This is a genomic window from Mycobacterium sp. TH-M82 (genome assembly GCF_057473605.1).
This window is the reverse complement of sequence record NZ_JBYCKY010000760.1, coordinates 1-4592: the sequence shown is the minus strand read 5'-3', so window position 1 is coordinate 4592 and position 4592 is coordinate 1. Positions and strand designations below refer to the sequence as shown.

The 4592-nt window shown below is 66.6% G+C and carries 5 protein-coding genes and 1 pseudogene; 3 read left to right on the top strand and 3 right to left on the bottom strand.

The features are described from left to right. The 3 genes from AC2VON_RS22550 to AC2VON_RS22540 form a co-directional block, all read left to right on the top strand. A partial coding sequence (locus tag AC2VON_RS22550) for a hypothetical protein (RefSeq protein ID WP_486954861.1) occupies window positions 1-91 on the top strand: 91 nt, incomplete at its 5' end. A gap of 31 nt (window positions 92-122) precedes the next feature. Further along, on the top strand, window positions 123-1391 hold the full coding sequence (gene kasB, locus AC2VON_RS22545; RefSeq protein WP_486954860.1) for a 3-oxoacyl-ACP synthase KasB: 1269 nt from the start codon (window positions 123-125) through the stop codon (window positions 1389-1391). Window positions 1392-1434: 43 nt separating this feature from the next. Next, window positions 1435-2853, top strand: a complete 1419-nt coding sequence (locus tag AC2VON_RS22540; protein ID WP_486954859.1) for an acyl-CoA carboxylase subunit beta — start codon at window positions 1435-1437, stop codon at window positions 2851-2853. Window positions 2854-2898: 45 nt separating this feature from the next. Here the strand turns inward: AC2VON_RS22540 and AC2VON_RS22535 are convergent, their stop codons facing one another. From AC2VON_RS22535 to AC2VON_RS22525, 3 genes and pseudogenes are all read right to left on the bottom strand, one after another. After that, complete coding sequence (locus AC2VON_RS22535; RefSeq protein WP_486954858.1) at window positions 2899-3351, bottom strand: helix-turn-helix domain-containing protein; 453 nt, start codon at window positions 3349-3351, stop codon at window positions 2899-2901. A gap of 9 nt (window positions 3352-3360) precedes the next feature. Then, on the bottom strand, window positions 3361-4029 hold the full coding sequence (locus AC2VON_RS22530; protein WP_486954857.1) for a nucleotidyl transferase AbiEii/AbiGii toxin family protein: 669 nt from the start codon (window positions 4027-4029) through the stop codon (window positions 3361-3363). Between the two features lie 66 nt (window positions 4030-4095). Then, window positions 4096-4592: pseudogene (locus tag AC2VON_RS22525) on the bottom strand (SDR family oxidoreductase); the annotation flags it as partial.

Below are 4592 nucleotides of genomic sequence, written 5' to 3'. Positions count from 1 at the left end.
GGAACCCCGCTACGGCGAATACTCCTACGCCATCAACAATTCGTTCGGTTTCGGTGGCCACAACGTCGCGCTAGCGTTCGGACGCTACTGAGGCCGGACCGGGAGAAGGAAAGCTCGCACCAATGTCCACGCTGGCCCTCAAGGACAGATTCCCCGACGTCGTCGTCACCGGTCTCGCCATGACGACCGCCCTGGCCGCCGACGCGGAGACCACCTGGAAGATGTTGCTGGATGGCCAGAGCGGGATCCGCAAGCTCACCGACCCATTCGTCGAGGAGTACGACCTGCCGGTCCGCATCGGCGGCCACCTGATCGAGAAGGCGGAGTCGTTCGACGCCGGCCTGAACAAGACCGAGCTACGCAGGCTGTCGTATCTGCAGAAGATGTCCACCCAGCTCGGCCGCCGCGCCTGGGAGAACGCCGGCACACCCGAGGTCGACACCACGCGCCTGATGGTGTCCATCGGCACCGGGATGGGCTCCACCGAGGAACTGATCTTCAACTGGGACGCTTTCAAAGCGCGTGGCCTGCGAGCCGTCTCACCGGTCGTCGTGCAGAAGTACATGCCCAATGGTGCCGCGGCGGCGGTGGGGCTGGACCGGCACGCCAAGGCCGGGGTGCTCACCCCGGTGTCGGCGTGCGCGTCCGGCTCGGAAGCCATCGCCCGTGCGTGGCGCAGCATCATGCTCGACGAGGCCGACATCGCGATCTGCGGCGGAGTGGAAACCCAGATCGAAGCGATCCCGATCGCGGCGTTCGCACAGATGCGCATCGTGCTGTCCACCACCAACGACGACCCGGCGGGCGCCTGTCGCCCGTTCGACCGTGACCGCAACGGCTTCGTGTTCGGCGAAGCGGGCGCGCTGATGGTGATCGAGACCGAGGAGCACGCCAAGGCGCGCGGCGCCAACATCATCGCCCGGCTGATGGGGGCCTCCATCACCTCCGACGGCTTCCACATCGTGGCGCCGGATCCCAACGGCGAACGGGCCGGCTACGCCATGACCCGGGCGATCCGACTCGCCGAACTGACACCGGACGACATCGACCACGTCAACGCCCACGCCACCGGGACTTCCCTCGGCGACGTCGCCGAGGGCCAGGCGATCAACCACGCGCTCGGCCCGCACGGCGGACACGCGGCGGTGTACGCACCCAAATCCGCGCTGGGTCATTCGGTCGGCGCGGTCGGCGCGGTGGAGTCCATCCTGACCGTGCTGGCCCTGCGTGATCAGGTCATCCCGCCGACCCTGAACCTGGTCAACCTCGATCCGGAGATCGACCTGGATGTGGTGGCAGATGAGCCGCGGCCGGGCAACTACCATTACGCGCTCAACAACTCGTTCGGGTTCGGCGGGCACAACGTCTCACTCGCGTTCGGCCGGTACTGATGCCCGGCAGCGAGTCCAGCAACAATCGGGGAGGAGACCGACGATGACGACCGTGGTCGGCGAGACTGTTGGCGAATCACTCGACCCGCGCGACCCGCTGTTGCGCCTGTACACGTTCTTCGACGACGGCAGCGTGGAACTGCTGCACGAGCGTGGCCGGTCCGGGGTGCTGGCCGCCGCCGGCACCGTGGGCGGGGTACGCACCATCGCGTTCTGCACCGACGGCACCGTCATGGGCGGTGCAATGGGCGTGGACGGCTGTGCGCAGATCGTCAATGCCTACGACACCGCGATCGCCGAGCAGAGCCCGATCGTGGGCATCTGGCATTCCGGCGGGGCGCGGCTGGCTGAAGGGGTGCGCGCACTGCACGCGGTCGGGACGGTCTTCGAAGCGATGATCCGCGCGTCCGGGTATATCCCGCAGATCTCGGTGGTGGTCGGCTTCGCCGCGGGCGGCGCCGCCTACGGGCCGGCGCTGACCGACGTCATCGTGATGGCGCCGGAGAGCCGGGTGTTCGTCACCGGGCCCGACGTGGTGCGCAGCGTCACCGGTGAGGATGTCGATATGGCGTCGCTGGGCGGCCCCGAGACGCACCACCGCAAGTCCGGGGTGTGCCACATCGTCGCCGACGACGAACTCGACGCCTACGAACGCGGGCGCCGGCTGGTCGGATTGTTTTGCCAACAGGGCCATTTCGACCGTGCCAAGGCCGAAGCCGGCGATGTCGACCTGCACGCGCTGCTGCCGGAATCGGCGCGGCGTGCCTACGACGTGCACCCGATCGTGACCGCGTTGCTCGATGACTGTCCGTTCGAGGAGTTTCAGGCCAAATGGGCGCCGTCCATGGTCGTCGGCATGGGCCGGCTGGCCGGGCGGACCGTAGGGGTGCTGGCCAACAACCCGCTGCGGCTTGGCGGCTGCCTGAACTCTGAAAGCGCGGAGAAGGCAGCGCGTTTCGTGCGGCTCTGCGATGCGTTCGGGATTCCGCTGGTGGTCGTCGTCGACGTCCCGGGATATCTGCCCGGTGTCGACCAGGAGTGGGGCGGCGTGGTGCGCCGCGGCGCCAAGCTGCTGCACGCTTTCGGTGAGGCCACCGTGCCCCGGGTGACCCTCGTGACCCGAAAGATCTACGGCGGCGCCTACATTGCGATGAACTCCCGCTCACTGGGGGCCACCAAGGTGTTCGCCTGGCCGGACGCCGAGGTCGCGGTGATGGGTGCCAAGGCCGCGGTCGGCATCCTTCACAAGAAGACACTGGCCGCCGCGCCCGACCACGAGCGGGAGACACTGCACGAGCAGTTGGCTACCGAACACGAGCGGATGGCCGGCGGGGTGGATGCCGCCATCGACATCGGCGTCGTCGACGAGAAGATCAACCCGGCGCGCACCCGCAGCAAGCTGACCGAGGCGCTGGCCGAGGCACCGGCGCGGCGCGGCCGGCACAAGAACATCCCGCTGTAGTTCTACGGCACCAGCGAGCGGCCACCCCTACACCGGACTTGGCGGTCACCGTTTACACGCCCGTGCGTTCTTGGCGACGGTCTCACTGCGTACCAGCAATGCCGCCGAAGGCATCACCTTGCCGCTCAAATACGTCGACATCCGGGATGCCGACGTGCCCAACCGCTGGGCGAACTGGGTGGCCGTCAGCCCCGAGTCGCTCACCAGGCTCCGCAGGCGTCGCTGCACCTCGGCGCGTGCCAGCGCATCGGCGTCACCGCGAGCGCGGACGAGCATGCGCCGGAATGTGGCGGCGACCCCAACGTCTTCGGCAAGCTTGAGGGCCTGCTCCACATCGGCTGCGACAGCACCGCGCGGATTCTCGCGAACCGCGGCGGCAATGCGCCGCCAGTGCTGCAGCGATCCACGGTCGATCGCTGCCAGGATGCCTTCCACCCCCCAGCGTTCGACCGGGTCGTCAGGGGTGACGTCGATGTTTCGAAACCGCAGCGTACGCATCTGTGCCGTTTAACCGATCATCGCGTCGGCGATCGCCTGGCACTGCGCAACGACCGCAGGCCAAGACTGCCATTTCGAAGTGAGTTCCTTGTACCCGCCGAGGTGGGCCGTTGTCCGTGAATCCTGTGGCCGCGGCTGGCCAAGCTGACGCAGGACTTGCGACGCCACGGCGCTCTCACCGGAGCTTCCTTCCTCATAGAAAGCATCGATATCGGCCAGTGTCGCTGCAGCCCAGTCGATTCCGAACCGATCTGCTAATGCGGCCACATCGATGTAGTCTCTGGCCTGGTTACGCTTCGCCAGCAGGTACGCCTTAATGCGCAACGTCTCCTCCGGCGTCGGCGCGACCACCGTCCCGTCGCCGGGGACGTCGACGACCTGCGTCTCCAGCGGGCGCCTGCGAATGAGTTGGCGAATACCAGCCTCGATTTCACCGAGACTTCCGAGCAGGATCTTCCCTGGAACGGCCCGGTTGAGGACCCAGTCGGGGTCGGCTTCCAGCGCACCGAGGACAGCGTCGAATCGCTGCGCCAAATCTGCGACGACGTGGTCGTGGTCGTAGGAGGTGCGGTGCCGGGCATACAGCACTGCGGCCGAACCACCAACGAGGACGGCGTCGGGAACGAGTTCTTGGAGTCGCGCCGCCGACCGCAGGACGTCATCGAAGGTATACGCCATCTGCGCAATATTATCATATATGATATGCACTCGTCTCAATGGCGCCAACCGCTACGCGGGTCTGCGCTATCGCGTGGTGTAACCGCCGTTGGCGAAGATGGTCTGCCCGGTGATCCAGTGGCCGCCGTCGGCAAGGAACACCACCAGCGGCGCGATGTCCTCGATCCGGGTCAGCCGATTGCCCATCCCCTGCGACTTGTGGAATTCCACCCGCTCCGGTGTTTCCTGCGGATAGAAGAAAGGAGTGTCCATCGGGCCGGGGGCCACGCTGTTGACGTTGATGCCGCGTACCCCGAACTCTTTGGCCGCCGCCCGGGTGAAGTGCTCCACCGGGCTCTTGGAGCCCGCATAGGTGGACTAGCCGTCGGTGAACGCGCCCAGCAGCGCGGTCACGATTGTCACCACCGACCCGTTGTCGTTGAGCCGCTTGCCGGCCTGCTGTAGAAAGAAGTAGGCCGCCTTGGCGTTGATGTCGAACATCGAATCATATTCGGATTCAGTGGTTTCCATGATCGGCTTGCGCAGCACCTTGCCGACGGTGTTGATCGCGATGTCGACTCCGC

What these genes read in the sequence shown, in the direction of transcription:
- kasB (WP_486954860.1), top strand. Translation starts at nt 123, where the DNA reads ATGTCCACGCTGGCCCTCAAGGACAGATTCCCCGACGTCGTCGTCACC.
- AC2VON_RS22540 (WP_486954859.1), top strand. Translation starts at nt 1,435, where the DNA reads ATGACGACCGTGGTCGGCGAGACTGTTGGCGAATCACTCGACCCGCGC.
- AC2VON_RS22535 (WP_486954858.1), bottom strand. Translation starts at nt 3,351, where the DNA reads ATGCGTACGCTGCGGTTTCGAAACATCGACGTCACCCCTGACGACCCG.
- AC2VON_RS22530 (WP_486954857.1), bottom strand. Translation starts at nt 4,029, where the DNA reads ATGGCGTATACCTTCGATGACGTCCTGCGGTCGGCGGCGCGACTCCAA.